General features: G+C 66.0%; 22 protein-coding genes. 11 read left to right on the forward strand and 11 right to left on the reverse strand.

Translation table 11 applies throughout. From position 1 onward, the window contains the following. Positions 1-202: 202 nt before the first annotated feature. Both CCOS865_RS23625 and CCOS865_RS23630 read right to left on the reverse strand, forming a co-directional pair. Entirely contained in the window at positions 203-799 is a 597-nt protein-coding gene (locus CCOS865_RS23625; RefSeq protein ID WP_119145408.1) for a superoxide dismutase, read from the reverse strand. Between the two features lie 239 nt (positions 800-1,038). Then, positions 1,039-1,638: a LysE/ArgO family amino acid transporter gene (locus tag CCOS865_RS23630; protein ID WP_119145410.1), complete on the reverse strand. Its 600-nt coding sequence runs from the start codon at positions 1,636-1,638 to the stop codon at positions 1,039-1,041. A gap of 126 nt (positions 1,639-1,764) precedes the next feature. Here CCOS865_RS23630 and CCOS865_RS23635 point away from each other — a divergent pair, with 126 nt between their 5' ends. From CCOS865_RS23635 to CCOS865_RS23645, 3 genes are all read left to right on the forward strand, one after another. Continuing rightward, positions 1,765-2,655 (forward strand): LysR family transcriptional regulator ArgP, encoded by an 891-nt coding sequence (locus CCOS865_RS23635; RefSeq protein WP_119145412.1) that lies wholly within the window; start codon positions 1,765-1,767, stop codon positions 2,653-2,655. A 49-nt stretch (positions 2,656-2,704) separates the two neighbouring features. Next, complete coding sequence (locus CCOS865_RS23640; protein ID WP_119145414.1) at positions 2,705-3,700, forward strand: NAD-dependent epimerase/dehydratase family protein; 996 nt, start codon at positions 2,705-2,707, stop codon at positions 3,698-3,700. A gap of 87 nt (positions 3,701-3,787) precedes the next feature. Continuing rightward, complete coding sequence (locus tag CCOS865_RS23645) at positions 3,788-4,615, forward strand: ATPase (protein WP_119145416.1); 828 nt, start codon at positions 3,788-3,790, stop codon at positions 4,613-4,615. 36 nt (positions 4,616-4,651) lie between these two features. Here the strand turns inward: CCOS865_RS23645 and CCOS865_RS23650 are convergent, their stop codons facing one another. The 3 genes from CCOS865_RS23650 to CCOS865_RS23660 are packed head-to-tail and all read right to left on the reverse strand — an operon-like array spanning position 4,652 to position 7,206. Further along, positions 4,652-5,701: an alkene reductase gene (locus tag CCOS865_RS23650; RefSeq protein WP_119145418.1), complete on the reverse strand. Its 1,050-nt coding sequence runs from the start codon at positions 5,699-5,701 to the stop codon at positions 4,652-4,654. A gap of 19 nt (positions 5,702-5,720) precedes the next feature. Beyond that, positions 5,721-6,890 (reverse strand): MFS transporter, encoded by a 1,170-nt coding sequence (locus CCOS865_RS23655; RefSeq protein ID WP_119145420.1) that lies wholly within the window; start codon positions 6,888-6,890, stop codon positions 5,721-5,723. Between the two features lie 13 nt (positions 6,891-6,903). Further along, on the reverse strand, positions 6,904-7,206 hold the full coding sequence (locus CCOS865_RS23660; protein ID WP_119145422.1) for an ArsR/SmtB family transcription factor: 303 nt from the start codon (positions 7,204-7,206) through the stop codon (positions 6,904-6,906). 152 nt (positions 7,207-7,358) lie between these two features. Between CCOS865_RS23660 and CCOS865_RS23665 the strand changes: the two genes are divergently transcribed. Next, entirely contained in the window at positions 7,359-7,928 is a 570-nt protein-coding gene (locus tag CCOS865_RS23665) for an acyl carrier protein phosphodiesterase (protein ID WP_119145424.1), read from the forward strand. 123 nt (positions 7,929-8,051) lie between these two features. Here CCOS865_RS23665 and CCOS865_RS23670 read toward each other — a convergent pair whose 3' ends face one another. Together CCOS865_RS23670 and olsB are read right to left on the reverse strand one after the other, a co-directional pair. Next, positions 8,052-8,840 (reverse strand): lysophospholipid acyltransferase family protein, encoded by a 789-nt coding sequence (locus CCOS865_RS23670; RefSeq protein ID WP_119145426.1) that lies wholly within the window; start codon positions 8,838-8,840, stop codon positions 8,052-8,054. Next, positions 8,840-9,595, reverse strand: a complete 756-nt coding sequence (olsB, locus tag CCOS865_RS23675) for an L-ornithine N(alpha)-acyltransferase (RefSeq protein ID WP_119145428.1) — start codon at positions 9,593-9,595, stop codon at positions 8,840-8,842. The genes CCOS865_RS23670 and olsB overlap by 1 nt, the downstream gene beginning before the upstream one ends. Positions 9,596-9,802: 207 nt before the next feature. On the opposite strand from olsB, the gene CCOS865_RS23680 reads away from it, so the two are divergent. From CCOS865_RS23680 to CCOS865_RS23710, 7 genes are all read left to right on the forward strand, one after another. Beyond that, the gene (locus CCOS865_RS23680) at positions 9,803-10,888 is read left to right on the forward strand and encodes a serine hydrolase domain-containing protein (RefSeq protein WP_119145430.1); all 1,086 of its coding nucleotides are present in this window, start codon (positions 9,803-9,805) and stop codon (positions 10,886-10,888) included. Beyond that, positions 10,885-11,181 carry an amidase gene (locus tag CCOS865_RS23685; RefSeq protein ID WP_119145432.1) on the forward strand — a complete coding sequence of 99 codons (297 nt, stop codon included), beginning with the start codon at positions 10,885-10,887 and terminating at the stop codon, positions 11,179-11,181. The genes CCOS865_RS23680 and CCOS865_RS23685 overlap by 4 nt, the downstream gene beginning before the upstream one ends. A gap of 44 nt (positions 11,182-11,225) precedes the next feature. Continuing rightward, positions 11,226-11,807, forward strand: a complete 582-nt coding sequence (locus CCOS865_RS23690) for a YceI family protein (protein ID WP_119145434.1) — start codon at positions 11,226-11,228, stop codon at positions 11,805-11,807. 1 nt (position 11,808) lies between these two features. Next, positions 11,809-12,966 carry a phospholipase D-like domain-containing protein gene (locus CCOS865_RS23695; protein ID WP_119145436.1) on the forward strand — a complete coding sequence of 386 codons (1,158 nt, stop codon included), beginning with the start codon at positions 11,809-11,811 and terminating at the stop codon, positions 12,964-12,966. 80 nt (positions 12,967-13,046) lie between these two features. Further along, entirely contained in the window at positions 13,047-13,625 is a 579-nt protein-coding gene (locus CCOS865_RS23700; RefSeq protein WP_119145438.1) for a DJ-1/PfpI family protein, read from the forward strand. 162 nt (positions 13,626-13,787) lie between these two features. After that, the gene (locus CCOS865_RS23705; protein WP_119145440.1) at positions 13,788-14,729 is read left to right on the forward strand and encodes an AEC family transporter; all 942 of its coding nucleotides are present in this window, start codon (positions 13,788-13,790) and stop codon (positions 14,727-14,729) included. A gap of 52 nt (positions 14,730-14,781) precedes the next feature. Beyond that, a complete protein-coding gene (locus tag CCOS865_RS23710) occupies positions 14,782-16,143 on the forward strand; it encodes an amino acid permease (protein WP_119145442.1) in 1,362 nt (453 codons plus the stop codon). 16 nt (positions 16,144-16,159) lie between these two features. Here the strand turns inward: CCOS865_RS23710 and CCOS865_RS23715 are convergent, their stop codons facing one another. From CCOS865_RS23715 to gatA, 4 genes are all read right to left on the reverse strand, one after another. Continuing rightward, complete coding sequence (locus CCOS865_RS23715) at positions 16,160-17,185, reverse strand: calcium/sodium antiporter (protein ID WP_415842645.1); 1,026 nt, start codon at positions 17,183-17,185, stop codon at positions 16,160-16,162. 88 nt (positions 17,186-17,273) lie between these two features. Continuing rightward, a complete protein-coding gene (locus CCOS865_RS23720) occupies positions 17,274-17,645 on the reverse strand; it encodes a septal ring lytic transglycosylase RlpA family protein (protein WP_119145445.1) in 372 nt (123 codons plus the stop codon). Positions 17,646-17,718: 73 nt separating this feature from the next. After that, positions 17,719-19,164: an Asp-tRNA(Asn)/Glu-tRNA(Gln) amidotransferase subunit GatB gene (gene gatB / locus CCOS865_RS23725; protein WP_119145447.1), complete on the reverse strand. Its 1,446-nt coding sequence runs from the start codon at positions 19,162-19,164 to the stop codon at positions 17,719-17,721. A gap of 11 nt (positions 19,165-19,175) precedes the next feature. After that, positions 19,176-20,627, reverse strand: coding sequence for an Asp-tRNA(Asn)/Glu-tRNA(Gln) amidotransferase subunit GatA (gene gatA, locus CCOS865_RS23730; RefSeq protein ID WP_119145449.1), 1,452 nt, complete (start codon positions 20,625-20,627; stop codon positions 19,176-19,178). Positions 20,628-20,630 lie beyond the last annotated feature (3 nt).

Consider the following 20,630-nt stretch of genomic DNA (forward strand, 5'->3'; position numbering starts at 1 on the left):
TGGGGGGCTGCTGCTGGCCCCTTCCGCCCTTACGGCGGGTCACTTTTTTCCAAGAAAAAAGTGACCCGCCGTTGGGGCGGAAGGGGCCATAAGCGCCACCACAGGAAACGGATAAGCCCCAAAAAGCCCAGCGCATCTACACCGAACACACGCAAAAAACCCGGCCGAAGCCGGGTTTTTTCTACAAGGCAGGCTGAATCAATCAGGCCTTGAAGGTATTGCCTTCGAACTGCTCGGCAACGAACTTCCAGTTGACCAGGTTCCAGAACGCCTCGACATACTTCGGACGTACGTTGCGGTAGTCGATGTAGTAGGCGTGTTCCCAGACGTCGCAGGTCAGCAGCGGGGTGTCGCCGCTGGTCAGCGGGCAGCCGGCGCCGATGGTGCTGGCCAGGGCCAGGGAACCGTCAGCCTTCTTCACCAGCCAGCCCCAGCCGGAGCCGAAGGTGCCGACCGAAGTCTTGGTGAACTCTTCCTTGAACTTGTCGAACGAGCCGAAGGCCGCGTTGATCGCGTCAGCCAGGGCGCCGGTCGGCTGGCCACCGGCGTTAGGTGCCAGGCAGTTCCAGTAGAAGGTGTGGTTCCAGACTTGAGCCGCGTTGTTGAAGATGCCGCCCGAAGAGGTCTTGACGATCTCTTCCAGGGTCTTGCCTTCGAACTCGGTGCCTGGGACCAGGTTGTTCAGGTTCACGACGTAGGTGTTGTGGTGCTTGTCGTGGTGATACTCCAGGGTTTCCTTGGAGATGTGCGGCTGCAGGGCATCGTGGGCGTACGGCAGCGGCGGCAATTCAAAAGCCATGGTGGATCTCCTGATTCAGGTCTAGTTCGCGGTTTGCGCAAGGCCGATCACGGGCGGCCCGGTACACGTCGGCGAGTTTGTACTCTTTGCGACGCAAGCCCTGGATCATATCACCAGCCCCCGCGCATAACCACGCAACAACTATAGGGTCAAAGAAGTTCCAAGCTTGAAGCTGCAAGCCTCAAGCTGAAGCGGATCGCGCTGGATTCACGTGTTGCTTGAAACGTGCCGCTTGCAGCTCACCCAAGGATCAACTGCGCGGCCACCGCGAACATCATCACCGCCACCATCAGGTCGAGCAGGCGCCACGTGGTCGGTCGCGCCAGCCACGGCGCCAGCCAGGCCGCGCCGAGGGCAAGGGTGAAGAACCACACCAGCGAGGCACTCGCGGCGCCGGCCACGTAGGCGCCGGGCACGCTTTGCTGGGCCCCCAGCGAGCCGATCAGCAACACCGTGTCGAGGTACACATGCGGGTTGAGCAGGGTCACCGCCAGGGCGCTGAGCAGCACCGCACGGCGCGACCGCACGCCCTGGCCGTCCTGCTGCTGCAGGCTCTGCCGCGAGCAGGCGCGTTGCAGTGCCTTGGCCCCGTACCAGATGAGGAACGCCGCGCCACCCCAGCGGGCGGCAGCCAGCAGCATCGGGTTGTGCGCCAGCACCGTGGCCAGGCCGAACACCCCCGCCGCCACCAGCAGTGCGTCACACACCACGCAGAGGATGGCCACGGGCACGTGGTGCTCGCGGCGCAGGCTTTGCGCCAGGACAAAGGCGTTTTGCGTGCCGATGGCCATGATCAGGCCAAAGGCGACCAGCAGGCCGTTCAGGTAACTCTGCCACATAGCGGGGACACTCCAAGGGCGCCGACGAGCGCGTCGACGCAGATTGCTGCATTGAATGCTGGCCATTGTGGCGAAACCCGCTGTATAAGAAAAACCAATAAAGCTGATCAGGCATTAGAGAAATCGATGTTCGACTACAAGCTCCTCGCCGCCCTCGCCGCGGTGATCGAACAAGGCGGTTTCGAGCGCGCCGCGCAGGTCCTCGGCCTGTCGCAGTCGGCCATCTCCCAGCGCATCAAGCTGCTCGAGGCGCGGGTCGGCCAGCCGGTGCTGGTGCGTGCCACGCCGCCCAGCCCGACCGAGGTCGGCCGCCAGTTGCTCAACCATGTGCAGCAGGTGCGCCTGCTCGAGCGCGACCTCCATCGCCAGGTCCCGGCACTTGACGAAGAGGGCCTGCCGGAGCGCCTGCGCATTGCCCTCAACGCCGACAGCCTGGCGACCTGGTGGGCCGGCGCCGTCAGCACGTTCTGCGCCGAGCAGCAGGTGCTGCTGGACCTGGTGGTCGAGGACCAGGACGTCGGCCTCAAGCGCATGCGCGCCGGCGAAGTGGCGGCCTGCCTGTGTGGCAGCGAGCGGCCGGTGGCGGGGGCGCGCAGCCTGGCACTGGGCGCGATGCGCTACCGTGCGCTGGCCAGCCCGGCGTTCATGGCGCGCTACTTTCCCCACGGGTTCGAGCCCAGGCGCCTGGCGCGCACGCCGGCGATCGTGTTCGGTCCGGACGACTTCCTGCAGCACCGCTACCTGGCTTCGCTGGGGATCGAAGACGGTTTCCTGCACCACCTGTGCCCGTCTTCCGAGGGCTTCTTGCGCTTGGCCGAGGCCGGGGTGGGCTGGGGCCTGGTGCCCGAGCGCCAGGCCAGCGCGCAGCTGCAGCGCGGTGATCTGGTGGAAATCTGTGCCGATACCCCCATCGATGTGCCGCTGTACTGGCATCATTGGCGCAATGGCGGGCAACTGCTCGCCCAACTGACCGAGCACCTGCGCCAGATGGCGCCGGGCTGGCTGGTGCCGTTGTAGGCGCGAGCGACGTCAACTGCATCTGAAATCTGGCAAGGCGGAGTGTTACATGCGAATTCTGGTCACCGGCGCGAGCGGCTTCATCGGCGGGCGCTTTGCGCGCTTTGCCCTGGAGCAGGGCCTCGACGTCCGGGTCAACGGCCGGCGCGCCGAAGGCGTCGAGCACCTGGTCAAGCGCGGCGCTCAGTTCATCCCCGGTGATCTCGGCGATGCCGAGCTGGCCCGACGCCTGTGCCAGGGGATCGACGCCGTGGTCCATTGCGCCGGCGCGGTGGGCACCTGGGGACGTTACCAGGACTTCCACCAGGGCAATGTGGTGGTCACCGAAAACGTCGTCGAGGGCTGCATCAAGGAGCATGTGCGGCGGCTCGTGCACCTGTCTTCCCCGTCGCTGTACTTCAACGGCCGCTCGCGCCTGGATATCCGTGAAGACCAGATGCCGCGCCGGTTTCATGACCACTACGCGACCACCAAGTACCTCGCCGAGCAGAAAGTCTTCGGCGCCCAGGAATTCGGCCTCGAGGTGCTGGCCCTGCGCCCGCGCTTCGTTACCGGTGCCGGGGATGCGAGCATCTTCCCGCGGTTGCTGCAGATGCAGCGCAAGCGCCGCCTGGCGATCATCGGCAATGGCCTCAACATGGTCGACTTCACCAGCGTGCACAACCTCAACGAGGCCTTGCTCAGCGCGCTGTTCGCCGACGACCAGGCGCTCGGCCAGGCCTACAACATCAGCAACGGCCAGCCGTTGCCGCTGTGGGACGTGGTCAACTACGTGATGCGCCAGATGCACCTGCCGCAGGTAACCCGCTACCGCTCGCCGGCCCTGGCCTACAGCCTGGCGGCGCTCAACGAAGCGGCGTGCATGCTCTGGCCGGGCCGCCCGCAACCGACCTTGTCGCGCCTCGGCGTGCAGGTCATGAGCAAGGACTTCACCCTCGACATCAGCCGCGCCCGGCAGTACCTCGACTACCGCCCGCAGGTCAGCCTGTGGACTGCGCTGGATGAATTCTGCGGCTGGTGGAAGAACGCCCCGGGCAATCACTGAACCTGCCGCCCGGATGATGGTCATCAGTGCGCCGCGCAAGCGGTTTATACTCATGTCTCTTTGCTATTACTGTGGTTGAAAGCACCCATGCGTAACGATCTTCGCGACGATATCGACGACGTGCCCACCTTGCGTGCCGGCACCCGTGACGACGATGAACTGCTCCCCGAACACGTGGCGCGCAGCCGCCAGAAAGCCGCCCGCCCGGCCAGCACCGCGCCGCTGTGGGCGCTGCTGTGTGCCTCGTTCATTGCCTTGGCCGGTCTGGGCTGGTGGAGTTTCCAGCAGATGTCGCTGATGGAGCAGCAGTTGGTGGCCACCCAGGAAGCCTTCGCCCGCATCAGTGAGGAGGCGGCTGGGCGCTTGCAGGCGATCAGCGGCAAGGTCGAGGCCAGTGATGCCAGCGTCAACACCGGCAGTGAGGCGTTGAAGCTGCAGATCCGCCAGTTGCAGGCGAGCCTGGCCGAGCAGGGCAAGCAGCAGCAGGGCGTGGCCGGTCAGGCCGGTGACCTGGGCAAGCGCCTGGAGCAGGTACTGGCCGATACCCGTGAGCAGCAGAAGGCGGTGAGCGAGTTGCAGAGCCAGCTGCAGGCGCAGCTGAAGGCGGTCAACGCTGAGTTGGCAGCGCTCAAGTCCGGGCAACTGGATGGCGGCAAGCTGGACAGCGAGCTGAAGACCCTGAGCAACGAAATCGCCGCGCTGAAGAAGCAGGGCAACCCGAGCGCGGCGATCGAAAGCCTGGAGCAGGACGTACTGGTGCTCAAGAGCCAGGTCGACAACCGCCCGGCGGCTGCGGCGTCGAGTGGTGCTTCGGTACAGGAGTTCGATGCGTTCCGCGGGCAGACCACGCGTAACCTGACCACCTTGCAGAACCAGGTGCAGAACCTGCAGCAGCAGATCAACGCCCGGCCCTGAGCCGTTTGGGGCCGCAACGCGGCCCCAGGCTGTCGGTTACAACCGCGGATAATCGATGTAGCCCACCGGCCCTCGGCCGTAGAACGTCTCTGGTCGGGCTTCGTTCAACGGCGCATCGGCTGCCAGTCGCGCTGGCAAGTCAGGGTTGGCGATAAAGGGCACGCCAAACGCCACCGCATCCGCCTTGCCGCTGGCCAGCGCCGCATTGGCACTGGCTTTGTCGAAGCGCTCGTTGACGATGTACGGCCCGCCGAACGCCGCTCTGATCTGCGCGCCGATGCTGTCTTCGGCCTGCTTCTCGCGGGCGCAGATAAACGCGATACCGCGCTTGCCCAGCTCCCGCGCCACGTAGGTAAAGGTCACGACGCGGTCGCCATCACCCATGTCATGGGCGTCTGCGCGCGGCGCCAGGTGCACGCCGACGCGGCCCGCGCCCCACACCTCGATCACTGCATCGGTGACTTCCAGCAACAGCCTTGCGCGGTTTTCCAGCGAGCCACCGTAGTGGTCGCTGCGCTGGTTGGTGCTGCTCTGCAGGAACTGGTCGAGCAGATAACCGTTGGCGCCATGAATCTCCACGCCGTCGAAACCGGCCGCCTTGGCGTTCTCCGCGCCGACGCGGTAGGCATCGACGATGTCGGCGATCTCTTCGCTCTCCAGGGCCCGTGGCGTCGGGTAGTCGGCCAGTGGCCGGACCAGGCTGACATGGCCCTTGGCAGCGATGGCGCTGGGCGCCACCGGCAGCTCGCCATTCAGGTAGCTGGGGTGGGAAATGCGCCCGACGTGCCACAGCTGCAGGAAGATCCGCCCACCCGCGGCATGCACCGCTTTGGTCAGGTTGTTCCAGCCGCGGACCTGGTCGTTCGACCAGATGCCTGGGGTGTCCGGGTAGCCGACGCCCATCGGCGTCACCGAGGTCGCTTCGCTGAGGATCAGCCCGGCGCTGGCGCGCTGCACGTAGTACTCGGCCATCAGCGCGTTGGGCACGCGGCCTTCGTCGGCGCGGCAGCGGGTCAGCGGCGCCATGATGATGCGGTTGGGCAGTTGCAGGTCGCCCAGGGTCAGCGGATCGAATAGCGTGGTCATCGGGTAAGCCTCGCGAGGATCAGTGGGAAGCAGGCGCCAGTGCGGCGTCGCCGCCGCGCGGGTTGAAAGCGATCAGGGTGACGATCAGCGCCAGCACCGCCAGCGCGGCGGCGGCCAGCGGCACGCGGGTCAGGCCCAGGCCATGGGCGATGACGCTGCCGCCGACCCAGGCGCCGAGGGCGTTGCCCAGGTTGAAGGCGCCGATGTTCAGGGTCGACACCAGGTTTGGCGCGGCCTTGCCGTAGGTGACCACGTTGACCTGCAGGGCCGGCACGGCGGCAAATGCGGCGGTGGCCCAGAGGAACAGGGTGATCTCTGCCGGGATCAGCGCGCGGCTGGTCCAGCTCAGGGCAGTGGAGACCACGGCCATGGCGACGAACACGCCGATCAGGGTAGCGCCCAGGCGGCGGTCGGCGAGCTTGCCGCCGATGATGTTGCCCAGGGTCAGGCCCAGTCCGATCAGCAGCAGGGTCCAGGTCACGCCGCGGGGCGACACGCCGGTGACATCGCCGAGCAGCGGCGCGACGTAGGTGAACAGGGCGAACATGGAGGCAGAGAACAGCACGGTCATGCCCAGCGACAGCCAGATGCCGACGCCCTTCAGCGCGGCCAGCTCGGCACGCATGTCGACGGCTTGTTCATCACGCTGCAGCGGCAGGAAGCGCACCAGACCGATCAGTGCGATCACGCCGATCGCGGTCACCGCCCAGAAGGTTGAACGCCAGCCGGCGACCTGGCCCAGCGCGGTGCCCAAAGGGACGCCGAGGACGTTGGCCAGGGTCAGGCCGGTGAACATCAGGGCCACCGCCGAGGCGCGGCGGTTGGCCGGTACCAGGCTGGCCGCGACCACCGAGCCGATGCCGAAGAAGGCGCCGTGGCACAGCGCGGTCACCACCCGGGCGAACATCAGCAGGTCGTAGTCGCTGGCCACCGCGCACAGCAGGTTGCCGATGATGAACACGCCCATCAGCGTCACCAGTGCTGCCTTGCGCGGCAGCCGCGCCGTGGCCAGGGCCATGAACGGCGCACCGATCGCCACGCCCAGGGCGTAGCCGGTGACCAGCCAGCCGGCACCGGGGATCGACACGCCGAGGTCCAGCGCCACTTCGGGCAGCAGGCCCATGATGACGAACTCGGTGGTGCCGATGGCAAAGGCGCTGAGCGCCAGGATCAATAACGGAAGGGGCATGGCAGGGTCCTGTTCAGAGCGCTTGGCTCAGTTGCGCGAGAAACGCCTGGATGGTGTCCTCGTTGCGTTTGAAAAAGTGCCACTGGCCGATCTTCTGGCTGCTGATCAGGCCCGCGCGCTGCAGGGTCGCCAGGTGGGCAGAGACGGTCGACTGCGACAAGCCGCAGCGTTGATCGATCTGCCCGGCACAGACACCGTGCTCGATGCTGTGGTGCTGGTCGGGAAACTGCGTCGCCGGGTCTTTCAGCCAGCTGAGGATTTCGCGCCGGACCGGGTGGGACAGGGCTTTGATGATGTCGTCGAGATCGAGAGGCATGAGTAGGCTCGTGATGTGTTGCGCTATATCGCGATGGAGCGAAATATAAATCGGTATTTCGCGATATACAAATATGAAGAGGTTCTTAGCTGAGTGCGAATCGCTATATCGCGTTATAACGATATGGGTAGCGGCAGTGCTAGACTGGCGCCATGAACTACCTCGCACACCTGCACCTGGGCGGCCAGCAGCCGCAGCAACTGCTCGGCAGCCTGTATGGCGATTTCGTCAAAGGCTCGCTGGAGGGGCGCTTTGCGCCGACCCTGGAAGCGGCCATCCGCCTGCACCGTCATATCGACAGCTTTACCGACAGCCACCCGCTGGTGCTGACCGCGCTGGGGCGGTTTCCGCCGGCGCGGCGGCGCTATGCCGGGATCGTCCTGGATGTGTTTTTCGATCATTGCCTGGCGCGGCACTGGCACGACTATGCCGACCAGCCGTTGGCCGAGTTCACCCGCGATTTCTATCGGGTGCTGCTGGCCGAGCCTGAGTTGCCGGGGCGCCTGGCGCACATAGCGCCGTTCATGGCCGCGGACGACTGGCTCGGCGCCTATGGCGATTTCGCCACGCTGGAACAGGTGTTCAAGGGCATCGCCCGACGCCTGTCGCGGCCCGAAGGGATGGCCGGGGTGATGGCTGAGCTGGAGGTGCTGTACGAGCCGTTGCTGGCCGACTTCAGGGCGTTTTATCCGCAGTTGCAGGCGTTTGCCGCTAGTCGCTAAGCAGTACCGGCCTCTTCGCGGGGCAAGCCCGCTCCCACAGGGACCGTGCAAATCTGCAGAACAGCGCCATCCCTGTGGGAGCGGGCTTGCCCCGCGAAGAGGCCGGTACTGCCGCTGAAGATGTCAGGCCGCGCGCGCCTGCCGACGCGGCGCGAACTCGGCTTCTTCGACCCCGAACAAGGCCAGGTGAATCGCCTGTTGCGCCTGCAACGCCAGCGCCGCACGCTCCTTGCCCTGGCTGCTGATCGGCGCCAGCAGGTGAATCCTCACCTCTGCACGTGGCTGGCCAAACAAGCGCAGCAGGTGCGACACCAGGTCATCGTCGCCGATGAACGGCGCCAGCAGATCCGCCTCACCGTCACGTCGATACTCGATGGCCACCGGTTGCACGGGCGTGCCCTGGTCGATCGCACCCGCCAACAGACGGCCATGGAAGGTGCGCACGCTGCGCCCATCGGTGGTCGTGCCCTCGGGGAAAATCAGCAACGGCTGCCCTGCACCCAGCTGATCACTGATCTGCTCGCGCAAGCGCTGCGCATCCCCACCGCCGCGGCGGATGAACAAGGTGCCGGCTTTCTCTGCCAGCCAACCGGCCAGCGGCCACTGGCGCACCTCGGCCTTGGACAGGAACGACAGCGGCGTGAGCATGCCGAGCAGGGGAATGTCGGTCCACGACACATGGTTGCCGACCCACAGCATGGGCCGCTGCGGCAGTGCTCCAATGACTTGCACAGCAAACGGCAGGGCGCCGACCAGGCGCTGCATGAACCAGCGGCTCCAGCGTTGGCGCAGTTCGATCGACGCGTTCAGCCGCAACCGTTCACCCACGGCGATCACGCAGGCCATGGCCGCGCCGAGCAGCAGTACCAGCAGCAGTCGCGACAGGCGGGCGATGACCCGCAGGCGCGGCATCAGACCGCCGCCTTGAAGTGACGGGCATAGCGCGGGCAAAGGTCGTCGCGCTTGAGCAGGATGAACACGTCGGCCACCTGGAAGTCTTCGTCCCAGCACGGCTCGCCACAGATCTTCGCCCCGAGGCGCATGTATGCCTTGAGCAGCGGCGGCATCTCGGCGATGACATTGCCCGCCAGCGGCAGGCTCGGCAGGGGCTTCTTCGGCTCGGCGCGCAGGTGCTCCGTGCACAGGTAGCGCTCGCGCAGGCGCTGCATGATCGCGTGGGCCTGCACCCCGCCGTCCTGCATGGGGATGCTCGCGCAGCCCATCAGGTAGCTGTAGCCGCCTTCGTTGAGCACTTCGGCCAACTCGCCCCAGAGCACGGCGATGGTGCCGCCGTTGCGATAGGCCGGGTCGACGCAGGTGCGGCCCAGCTCGAGGATCGGCCCCTGCAACTGCAGCAGGCCGTGCAGGCGAAACTCTTCTTCGCTGTAGAACCGCCCCAGGCTGCTCGCGGCCTGGTGGTCGAGCAGGCGGGTGGTGGCCACCAGCCGGCCGGTGCTCAGGTCGCGCACGCCGATATGCCGGCAGTGAATGTCGTAGTCGTCCATGTCCAGGCCGTGTTCGGCGCCTTTCAGCTTGGCCTTGAACTCGCCGCTGAACACCTTGAAGCGCAGGGCCTGAGCCTCCTGCAGGGCCGCGGCGCCGACCAGGCGTTCGGCGTGCAGACGGCGTTCAGTGCTGTTGTCGCCAGAGCGAGCGATCCGAGTCATTCCGAGTCTCCATAAGCCAGCCATTGGGGGGTGCGGCCGGTCGGCTTGGTTGTGCAAAATCAGACTAGGTACGGCCGGTGTCACCTCGGTGAATCTTTGGTGATGCTTGCGTGACACCCGCCAACGCGGGGTCGCCAGCCCTGCGCCGCCGCCGGATTGTCATGCGCGTGTGGCAGGCTCGGCCGATCACTGACGAGAGGGCGGTGCATGGGCGCATCGAGGGGATGGCTGGTGCTGTTGTGGATGTTCTGCGTGTGCGCAGGGGCCGAGGACTGGCCCACGCCTGACTGGCAAACCGCGTCCACGCCGATCGACTGGCAGGCTGTCGACGACTATGGCTTCCCCGCTCGCGATGACGCCGGGCGCAGTGGCGTGCGCACCGATGCGCTGTTGATCATTCGCGACGGGCGCATCGTGCATGAGCGCTACAGCCCACCGACCCACGCCAACACTGCCCACCTGACCTGGTCGGTGAGCAAGAGTGTGCTGGCGACCCTGCTCGGCGTGGCCTATGGCGAACGACGCTTTGCCCTGACGGACCCGGCAGCGCGCTTCTACCCGGCATTGAGCGCGCACCCCGAACTGCGCCTGGTCGATCTGCTGCACTGGGCCAGCGGCCTGGCCTGGCAGGAAGACTACGAATACGCGCCGGTGAAATCCTCGGTGGTGGCCATGCTCTATACCCGCGGCCGTCACGACATGGCGGGCTATACCGCGGCGATGAAGGCCGCCCAGCCACCGGGTCGGCACTTCGTCTATTCCAGCGGCGACAGCAACCTGCTCGCGGCCGCGCTGCGTGGGATGCTCGAGCCGGCGCACTACCAAGGTTATCCGTGGCAAGCACTGTTCACCCCGCTGGGGATCGACAGTGCGGTGTGGGAGCAGGACGGCGCCGGCACCTACGTCGGTTCGTCCTACCTCTACCTGAGTGCCCGCGACCTCGCCCGCATCGGCCTGCTGATGCTCAGAGAAGGCCGCTGGCAGGACCGCCAGCTGCTCCCTATCGACTGGGTGGCCTTCAATCGCGCGCCGTTCGAAGCTGCCGAGGCCATCCCTGGTGAGGCCAACCCGGGTGGCCACTGGTGGCTCAACCACCCATTGCCCGGCAAGCCGCCGCCGTGGCCGGATGCGCCGACCGACACCTACGCCGCGCTCGGCCACTGGGGGCAGGCGCTTTATGTGGTGCCGGGGCACAAGCTGGTGGTGGTGCGCTACGCCGATGACCGCGACGCCAGCTTCAGCCATGACCAGTTGCTCAAACGCATCCTGGCCGCGATGGGGGAGGGCTCATGAAGCGCGGGTTGCTGCTGATGGTCGCGGTGCTGCTGGCCTGGGTGTGGCATGAGCGGCAAGCGCTGGGGGACTTTCCCGGGGTCCTCTCGGCCTACTCGGCCAAGGAGTACTGCTCGTGCCGGTTCGTCATGGGCTTCGACGAGGGCTATTGCCGGGGCTACGTCAGGCAATACCTGCCGCTGAGCCGCCTGGACGAGGACAGCGGTCGCCGCCTGGTGTTTGCCGACGGCCTTGGGCGCAGCGCCCAGGCCGCCTGGCAGGGGCCGCGTGTGGGCTGCCGCTTGCTGCCGTGAGGACGGGCGGGTAAGGTTGATGGCTTTGTTTCACGGAATTTCCCATGTTCAATTTTGCCCGCCTGATCCCTGCCTTGTTGCTGGCTTTTTGCCTGCCCGCGCACGCCAACTGGCACCTTGATGGCGAGTCTTCGCGCCTGTCGTTCGTCACCGGCAAGAACGGCGACACCATCGAGGTCCACCGCTTCCTGGTGTTGCATGGCAGCGTCGATCGCAAGGGCGTGGCCGGGCTGAGCATCGAGATGGATTCGGTCAGCAGCGGCATCCCGCTGCGTGACGAGCGCATGCGTGACGCGCTGTTCGAGGTCGGCCAGTTTCCCGATGCGACGATCAAGGCGCAGATCGACCTGCAGCCGATCAACAACCTGGCCAATGGCGCGCAGATCGAACTGCGCCTGCCGCTCACCGTTACCCTGCACGGCCAGTCGCACAGCTACAACGCCTTGCTGATGGCGACCCGCCTCGATGAGCGGCGCTTTCAGGTGGTCACCCTCGAGCCGCTGATCCTGCGCGCCAGCGACTACGGCTTGCTGCCGGGTGTGGAGAGCTTGCGCACGTTCGCCAAGCTCAAGTCGATCAACCCTTCGGTACCGGTCAACGCGGTACTGATCTTCACCGCCCGCTGACATGCCGGGGCCGGTCTTCCCCTGGCGGGATGGCAACCAGTTCGAGCTGCTGATCGACGGCCCCGAATTCTTCCCGCAGATGCTCCTGGCGATCATGCGCGCCGAGCGCCAGGTCGACCTCGAGCTGTACCTGGTCGAGGCAGGTGCCTGCGCCGAAGCGGTGGTCGAGGCGTTGGAGCTGGCGGCGCGGCGCGGCGTGCGGGTGCGCTGTCTGTTCGACGACTACGGCTCGCTGGCCTTCACCGCCGCCCTGCGCGAGCGCCTGCTCAGTGCCGGCGTGTACCTGCGCTGGTACAACCGCCTGGTCTGGCGCCGCGGCGTGCGCAACCTGTACCGCGACCACCGCAAGCTGTTGCTGGTCGACGAGCGCTGGGCGGTGGTCGGCGGCACCGGGGTCACCGACGAGTTCTGGACGCCGCACGCCGAGACCAGCGAGTGGCATGAAGTGATGGTGCGCATGCAAGGGCCGATCGTCAGCGACTGGCAACTGTTGTTCGACCGCCAATGGCACGCCAACAACCGCCGGACCGCCTGGCGTCCACCTGAAGGGTTCGGCCTGCCGCGCCTGCCGAAAGTGCCGGTGCAAGGCCAGGGCATGGGCCGGGTGGCCTATGCCGACGCCCGCCAGCACCGCGATATCCTCCATTCGCTGGTGCGTGCGCTGAACAGCGGCCAGCGCCGGATCTGGCTGGCGACGCCGTACTTCCTGCCGACCTGGAGCGTGCGCCGCTCGCTGCGCCGCGCCGCGGCACGGGGCATCGACGTACGCCTGTTGCTGACCGGCCCGCGCACCGATCACCCGTCGGTGCGCTACGCCGGCCATCGCTACTACCCGCGATTGCTGCGGGCCGGGGTGCGGATCTTCGAGTTCCAGCCGTGCTTCCTGCACCTGAAGATGGTCCTGGTCGATGACTGGGTCAGTGTCGGCTCGTGCAACTTCGACCACTGGAACCTGCGCTTCAACCTCGAGGCCAACATCGAGGCGCTCGACCCGCCGTTGACCGCAGCCGTGGCGGCCAGCTTCGAGCGCGATTTCGGCCTCAGCCAGGAGGTCGATCTCGACCACTGGAACGCCCGTCCGTTGTGGCGTCGGGTCAAGCAGCGGGTGTGGGGCTGGCTGGACCGGCTGGTGGTCAACCTGCTCGACCGACGTGACTGAGGCCCGCGCAGGATTTCACTAATCGCCGAAGCGGACTATCGTGCTGTGACCGTTACGGGACTGACTCAGGAGTGGATGCGATGACGGCGAAGAAGATTCTCATGCTGGTCGGCGACTACGTCGAGGATTACGAGGCGATGGTGCCGTTCCAGGCGCTGAGCATGGTCGGCCATACGGTGCATGCGGTGTGCCCGGAAAAGATCGCCGGGCAGACCGTGCGCACGGCGATTCATGACTTCGAGGGCGAGCAGACCTACAGCGAGAAGCCGGGGCACAACTTTGCCCTGAACTTCGATTTCGTCCAGGTGCGGCCTGAGAGCTATGACGCCTTGCTGATCCCTGGCGGTCGGGCACCGGAGTACCTGCGCCTGAACGAGCAGGTGCTGGCGCTGGTCCAGGCGTTCGACCAGGCCGGCAAGCCGATTGCCGCGGTGTGCCATGGGGCGCAGCTGCTGGCAGCCGCCGGGGTGCTCGAAGGGCGTGAGTGCAGCGCCTACCCGGCGTGTGCGCCTGAGGTGCGGCTGGCGGGTGGGACCTTTATCGACATCGCGGTGGATCAGGCGCATGTCGACGGCAACCTGGTGACGGCGCCCGCGTGGCCGGCGCACCCGGCCTGGCTGGCGGCGTTTCTCAAGGTGCTCGGCACGCGGATCATCTGACCGCGCCAGCCTCATCGCGGGGCAAGTCGCATCGCGATGAGGTCTGCACAATCAGCCAATTTCTACAGGATATGTGCTTTTATTGCCGCCAAGTCCCCGCAACTCGCGACCGCTGGCGTATCATTAGCGCCCTAACGGCAATCCCTTCAGGACCGCTCGCGCATGCTCGCCCTCCTTATCCAGACGCTGAACATCACCGCGCCGGTGTTCGCCATGCTGTTCATGGGCGTATTTCTCAAACGCGTCCGCCTGATCGACGACAACTTCAGCAAGGTCGCCTCGTCGCTGGTGTTCAACGTCTGCATGCCAGCGCTGTTGTTCCTCGGCATCTATCACGCTGACCTCGATTCCGCCATCAAGCCCGGGGTGATTCTGTACTTCGTCGCCATCACCCTGGTCGGCTTCGCCATGGCCTGGGGCCTGGCGATCTGGCGGGCACCGCCGGCAGAGCGGGGCATCTACACCCAGGGCGCGTTCCGCGGCAACAACGGGGTGATCGGCCTGGCCCTGGCGGCCAGCCTTTACGGCGACTACGGCATCTCCCTCGGTGCGGTCCTCGCCGGCCTGGTGATCCTGCTCTACAACTCGCTATCGGCGGTGGTCCTGGCGGTGTACAGCCCAGACCTCAAGTCCGACCCGTGGAGCATCTGCAAGAGCATCTTCAGCAACCCACTGATCATCAGTGTGCTGCTGGCCACGCCGATGGCCTACGCCCAGGTGCCGCTGCCCAACTGGTTGCTGACCTCCGGCGACTACCTGGCGCAGATGACCCTGCCGCTGGCGCTGATCTGCATCGGCGGCACGCTGTCGCTGGCAGCCCTGCGCGACAGCGGCAAGCTGGCGGTGGACGCCAGCCTGGTGAAGATGGTCTGGCTGCCGCTGGTCGGCACCCTCGGCGCCTGGCTGTGCGGCTTCCGGGGCGCCGAACTGGGCATCCTGTTCCTCTACATCGGCAGCCCGACCGCCGCGGCCAGCTACGTCATGGCCCGCGCCGCCAACGGTAATCACCAACTGGCGGCGTCGATCATCGTCATCACCACCCTGATGGCGGCGATCACCACCAACGTCGGAATCTTCATCTTGCAGTGGGGCGGATGGATCTAGATCCTGACTGCAACAACTCCAATAACACTGCCTCCTGAGCAAAGGACATTTCATGCAAGACCAGAATTCGCCCGAGCGGTTACAGCGCGGGCTGAAAAATCGCCATATCCAGTTGATCGCGCTGGGCGGGGCCATCGGCACCGGCCTGTTCCTGGGCATCGCCCAGACTATCCAGATGGCCGGCCCGTCGGTGTTGTTGGGCTATGCCATCGCCGGCCTGATGGCCTTTTTCATCATGCGCCAGCTGGGCGAGATGGTGGTCGACGAGCCGGTCGCCGGCAGCTTCAGCCACTTCGCGCACAAGTACTGGAGCGAGTTTTCCGGCTTTGTCTCGGGCTGGAACTACTGGGTGGTGTACGTGCTGGTGGGCATGGCCGAGCTGACGGCCGTGGGCATCTATGTGCAGTACTGGTGGCCGGACTTCCCCACCTGGGCGACGGCGGCGATCTTCTTCGTCGCGATCAACGCGATCAACCTGACCCAGGTCAAGGTCTACGGTGAGCTGGAGTTCTGGTTCGCCCTGGTCAAGGTGGTGGCCATCGTCAGCATGATCGGCTTCGGTGCCTGGCTGTTGACCAGCGGCCATGGCGGCCCGGATGCCAGCGTCGCCAACCTGTGGCAGTACGGTGGCTTCTTCCCCAATGGGGTGACCGGCCTGATCATGGCGCTGGCGGTGATCATGTTCTCGTTCGGTGGCCTGGAGCTGGTCGGCATTACCGCCGCCGAGGCCGACAACCCGCGGGTGAGCATCCCCAAGGCCACCAACCAGGTGGTCTACCGCATCCTGATCTTCTACATCGGCGCGCTGGCGATCCTGCTGTCGCTGTACCCGTGGCAGAAAGTGGTGCAGGGCGGCAGCCCGTTCGTGATGATCTTCCACGAGCTGGACAGCGACCTGGTGGCGACGATTCTCAACGTCGTGGTGCTGACGGCGGCGCTGTCGGTGTACAACAGCTGCGTGTACGCCAACAGCCGCATGCTGTTCGGCCTGGCCAGCCAGGGTGATGCTCCGCGTCAGTTGCTCAAGGTCAGCCGCCGGGGTGTACCGCTGACGGCGCTGGGTGTGTCGGCCGCGGCGACCGGCCTGTGCGTGCTGATCAACTACCTGATGCCGGGCGAGGCCTTCGGCCTGCTGATGGCGCTGGCGGTGTCGGCCCTGGTGATCAACTGGGCGAGCATCAGCATCACTCACCTGAAGTTCCGCAAGGCCAAGATCGCCGCCGGCGAGACGCCGTTCTACCGCAGCTGGGGGCATCCGTTCACCAACTACCTGTGCCTGGCGTTTATCGTGCTGATCCTGGTGGTGATGTACCTGACCCCGCCGATTCGCATCTCGGTGATGTTGATTCCGGTGTGGATCGGCGTGCTGGGCGTGGCTTTCCGCTTGAAGAAGCAGCGTCAGGCCAAGGGCTGAAACGGGCGCGGCCTGTTCAGTGCTGACGCCGCCAGGCCCGCAGGGTGGTGTACAGCAGGATCAGGCCGAGCACCGGCAGCACGTAGAACAGCATGAGTTTTTCCAGGCGTCCGGCCAGCGGCATGCCGGTGGTGAAGGTCACCACGTGCAGGCCGTACGCCAGGTACAGGCAGAGAAACACCAAGCCTTCGGCGCGCGTCACCCGGTAGCCTGAGTAGAACACCGGCAGGCTCAGGCAGGCGACGCCGAGCATCACCGGCAGGTCGAAGCCCAGCGCATTCGGCGAGATCGACAGCGGCACCGGGGTCACCAGCGCCGTTGCGCCGAGCACCGCCAGCAGGTTGAACAGGTTGCTGCCGATCACCGTGCCCACCGCCACTTCACGCTCCCCGCGCAGGGCCGCGATCAGCGCCGCGGCCAGCTCCGGCAGCGAGGTGCACACAGCCACCACCGTCAGGCCAATCACCCGCTCGGACAAACCCAGGTCAGTGGCCACCTCGACCGCGGCCTCGAGCAACAGGTGCCCGGCCAGGCTCAGCAGCCCCAGGCCGAGCGCAATCTGCAGGATAACCCCGCTCCAGAAACGCCCGCGGCGGATCGGCAGCGGGCTGGGCGCCGGGTAGGTGCGGGCGTAATGGCGTGACTGATGCCAGAGCATGACCAGGTAGCCCAGCAGGCCGAGCAACAGCAGCAGGCCCTCCAGGCGGCCCAGCTGACCATTGGCGGCGAGCAGGTAGACCAGGGCGCTGGCGGCGACCATCAGCGGGATGTCCAGGCGCACCAGTTGCCGCGAGACGCGCAAGGGAATGATCAGTGCCGCCAGGCCGAGTATCACCAGCACGTTGAAGATGTTGCTGCCGATCACGCTGCCGACCGCGACGTCCGGCGCGCCCTGGTAAGCGGCCTGCAGGCTGACGGTCAGTTGCGGTGCGGTACTGCCGAACGCCACCAGGCTCAAGCCGATGATCAGCGGCCGCACGTGCAGCCGGCTGGCCAGGCGCAGGGCGGCGCGCACCAGCAGCTCGGCGCCGATCACCAGCAACACGAGGCCGAAGGCCAGTTGCAGGAGGCTGAAGGTGGGAAGGGTGGCGAGGTCGAAAATGGTCGGAGCTCCGGTTGGATCGGCGGGATCAGTCGCTCAGACCTTGTACCCGGACTCGCGCGGTTCCGCTACGGATCATGCCGATTTTTTCCGCGGCGGCGCGTGACAGGTCGATCAGCCGGCCGCGCGTGTGCGGGCCACGGTCGTTGATGCGCACGACGACGCTGCGTTGGTTGGCCAGGTTGGTGACCAGCACGCGGCTGCCGAACGGCAGGCTGCGGTGGGCGGCGGTGAGGCCGTGCTGGTTGAAGGGTTCGCCGCTGGCGGTGCGTTTGCCGTGATGGCGTGCGCCATAGTAGGACGCGGTGCCGCTGGTGTCATAACCGCGCGAATCGATATCGTGGCTGGCACAGCCGGCCAACAGGGAAAAAAGCGCAAGGGCGCTGAGGGTACGCCGCATTCTGGGTGTTGCTCCTGAGTGAGTCATCGCGGGACACGTCGGATCACCGACCCGGCGTGCCCCGTGATTGGGCTTACCCTTCGAGCTTGGCCTTGAGCAATTGGTTCACTTGCCCCGGGTTGGCCTTGCCTTTGGAGGCCTTCATGGCCTGGCCGACAAAGAAGCCGAACATCTTGCCGCGCTTGGCCTCGTCGGCGGCGCGGTACTGTTCGACCTGGTCGGCGTTGGCCGCCAGCATCTCGTCGAGCATCTTCTCGATCGCGCCGCTGTCGGTGACCTGCTTGAGGCCCTTGCTGTCGATGATGCTGTCAGCGTCGCCTTCACCGGCGGCCATGGCCTCGAACACGGTCTTGGCGATCTTGCCGCTGATGGTGTTGTCGCGGATACGCAACAGCATGCCACCCAGCTGCTCGGCGCTGACCGGCGCCTGGTCGATCTCGACACCCAGCTTGTTGAGCAGGCTACCCAGTTCGACCATGACCCAGTTGGCGGCCAGCTTGGCATCACCACCGATACGCGTCACGGCTTCGAAGTAGTCGGCCTGTTCGCGGCTGGCGGCCAGCACGTTGGCGTCGTAGGCCGACAGACCGTACTGGCTCTGGAAGCGTTCGACCTTCTGCGGCGGCAGCTCCGGCAGGCTGGCGCGGATGGTGTCGAGCAGGCTGCGCTCGATGACCACCGGCAGCAGGTCCGGGTCGGGGAAGTAACGGTAGTCGTTGGCTTCTTCCTTGCTGCGCATGGAGCGCGTTTCGTCCTTGTTCGGGTCGTACAGGCGGGTTTCCTGGACCACCCGGCCGCCGTCTTCGATCAGGTCGATCTGGCGCTGGATCTCGCTGTTGATCGCGCGCTCGATGAAGCGGAACGAGTTGACGTTCTTGATCTCGCAGCGGGTACCGAACTCGACCTGGCCCTTCGGCCGGATCGACACGTTGCAGTCGCAACGCAGCGAACCTTCGGCCATGTTGCCGTCGCAGATGCCCAGGTAGCGCACCAGTGCGTGGATCGCCTTGACGTAGGCCACGGCTTCCTTGGCGCTGCGCATGTCTGGCTCGGAGACGATCTCCAGCAGCGGCGTGCCCGCACGGTTCAGGTCGATGCCGGTGGCACCGTTGAAGTCTTCGTGCAGGCTCTTGCCGGCGTCTTCTTCAAGGTGCGCGCGGGTAATGCCGACGCGCTTGATGGTGCCGTCTTCGAGGGCGATGTCCAGGTGGCCCTTGCCGACGATCGGCAGGTCCATCTGGCTGATCTGGTAACCCTTGGGCAGGTCGGGGTAGAAGTAGTTCTTGCGCGCGAACACGTTGCGCTCGCCGATTTCGGCGTCGATCGCCAGGCCGAACATGCAGGCCATGCGCACGGCTTCCTGGTTGAGCACCGGCAGTACGCCCGGCATGCCCAGGTCAACCAGGCTGGCCTGGGTGTTCGGCTCGGAGCCAAAGGTGGTGGCGCTGCCGGAGAAGATCTTCGACTGGGTGGCGAGCTGGGTATGAATCTCCAGCCCGATAACAACTTCCCATTGCATGTGTGAACTCCTCAGAAGCCGTTAGGGGCGCGGGTGTGCCAGTCGGTCACTTGCTGGTAGCGGTGCGCGACGTTGAGCAGGCGGCCTTCCTGGAAGTACGGCGCCAGCAGTTGCACGCCCACCGGCAGGCCTTCGACGAAGCCGGCCGGCATCGACAGGCCGGGCAGGCCGGCCAGGTTGGCGGTGATGGTGTAGACGTCTTCAAGGTAGGCGGCGACCGGGTCGCTGCTCTTGGCGCCGAGCTTCCAGGCCGGGTTCGGCGTGGTTGGGCCGAGGATCACATCGACCTGCTCGAAGGCAGCCATGAAGTCGTTCTTGATCAGCCGACGGATCTTTTGCGCCTTGAGGTAGTAGGCATCGTAGTAACCGGCCGACAGCGCGTAGGTGCCGACCATGATACGCCGCTGCACCTCGGTGCCGAAGCCTTCACCGCGCGAACGCTTGTACAGGTCGGTGAGGTCTTTCGGGTTTTCGCAGCGATGGCCGAAGCGCACGCCGTCGAAACGCGACAGGTTGGAAGACGCCTCGGCCGGGGCGATCACGTAGTACGCCGGGATCGCGTGCTGCATGTTCGGCAGGCTGATTTCCTTGATCACCGCGCCGAGCTGTTGCAGCTCCTTGACGCTGGCCTGGACCAGGTCGGCGATGCGCGGGTCGAGGCCGGCGCCGAAGTACTCCTTCGGCAGGCCGATGCGCAGGCCTTGCAGCGGCGCATTGAGGTTGGCGCTGTAGTCAGGCACCGGCTCGTCGATGCTGGTCGAGTCTTTGTTGTCGAAGCCGGCCATGCCTTGCAGGAGCAGGGCGCAGTCTTCAGCGGTGCGCGCCATCGGCCCGCCCTGGTCGAGGCTCGAGGCGTAGGCGATCATGCCCCAGCGCGAGACGCGGCCGTACGTCGGCTTGAGGCCGGTGAGGTTGGTCAGCGCCGCCGGCTGGCGGATCGAGCCACCGGTGTCGGTGCCCGTGGCGGCCGGCAGCAGGCGCGCGGCCACGGCCGCGGCAGAACCCCCGGAGGAGCCGCCTGGGACGTGCTCGAGGTTCCACGGGTTCTTCACCGCGCCATAGTGGCTGGATTCGTTGGCCGAACCCATGGCGAACTCGTCCATGTTGGTCTTGCCCAGGGTGACCATGCCGGCGTCGGCCAGCTTGGCGACCACGGTGGCGTCATACGGCGCCTTGAAGCTGTCGAGCATCTTCGAGCCGCAGCTGGTGCGTACGCCGTTGGTGCAGAACAGGTCCTTGTGGGCGATCGGCGCACCGAGCAGCGCACCGGCCTCGCCAGCGGCGCGACGGGCGTCGGCGGCACGGGCCTGGCCCAGGGCCAGATCCTCGGTGACGCTGATGAAGCTGTTCAGTTGCGGGTCGAGTTGCTTGATCCGCGCCAGCAGGGCGCCGGTCAGCTCTTCGGAGGAAAACGACTTGTCGGCGAGTCCGCGGGCGATCTCGGCCAGGGTCAATTGATGCATGGC

The sequence above is a fragment of the Pseudomonas reidholzensis genome (assembly GCF_900536025.1).
GTDB classification, from domain to species: Bacteria; Pseudomonadota; Gammaproteobacteria; order Pseudomonadales; family Pseudomonadaceae; genus Aquipseudomonas; species Aquipseudomonas reidholzensis.